1 protein-coding gene and 1 pseudogene are annotated in these 869 nt (G+C 50.7%); both read left to right on the forward strand.

Annotated elements, in window-relative coordinates:
• Nucleotides 1–448: hypothetical protein (locus tag D1841_RS17630; protein ID WP_166554335.1), on the forward strand; the 448-nt coding region annotated here is incomplete at its 5' end.
• Nucleotides 449–869, forward strand: a pseudogene (locus tag D1841_RS17635) (hypothetical protein); the annotation flags it as partial.

The raw sequence follows: 869 nt of genomic DNA on the forward strand, positions 1-869 counted from the left end.
TCTCTACGACTGGATGATTGAGACCAACGACAATTATCTCTCCGATGAGCGCATGAATCTGGATATTCAGCTTTCCCAGCCCATTATCGTCATTGGCGACCTTGGACGCTGGAACGGCAGAGTGATGGGCTATAAGATGATCGACTCCGGCAACATCAGGGACTGCCTGTATTCCGATACCGATTTCACCGAATGGTATGTTGACCGGTACGGAGATCTGCGGGCGGATGCCATTCACCATGACGGGACAAATCATTACCTCTATCGAATATTCAAAGAGGGCGTGACAGACTCCCAGATTGAACGCTTGCAGGACAAAATCTATATGGGGAAAGCGACCAGAGCGGACATCACAAGGGTTACTAAGAGGCTCGGTGATGAAATCGGCAGGGTTTACGGCTGGGACTTTCCGAAGAGCAGAACAACGGTTGAAAGGGAGGTTGGCTAAATGGAGCTTCATATCAGACCTATGTGCTTTGAGGAGCGCAAATATGCCTATGAGCAAAGCTCGCAGCTCATGAGCCAGACCGGAAGTATCGGGCGACTCAGAGGCGACTTTGGCTCCGGTGGCATGGAGTTCTGGACAACTTGGGAGGATCACCAGAAAGACTTGAAAACCGATGCTTTTAAGGCAGAGCTGGATGATGTCATCAATGCTCTGCGCTCCGAGGAATACGGTTTGCTCAAAGATAGGCGCAGCATGGTGAGCTTTGCACGAAGGGAGCCGGACAGCGCCTTTAAGGGAAACTACACCACCGAGTATGGTTTTCGTGTGGATACCAAAGAACATGCTCTCCTGATCCGCTGCAATCCTCAGCAGGGCGACTATAACTTCTACTGCTTCTGCTATGTCTCCAAATGGCTGGATC

This window comes from Neglectibacter sp. X4, assembly GCF_009917365.1.
In the GTDB taxonomy this organism is placed as follows: domain Bacteria; phylum Bacillota; class Clostridia; order Oscillospirales; family Acutalibacteraceae; genus Acutalibacter.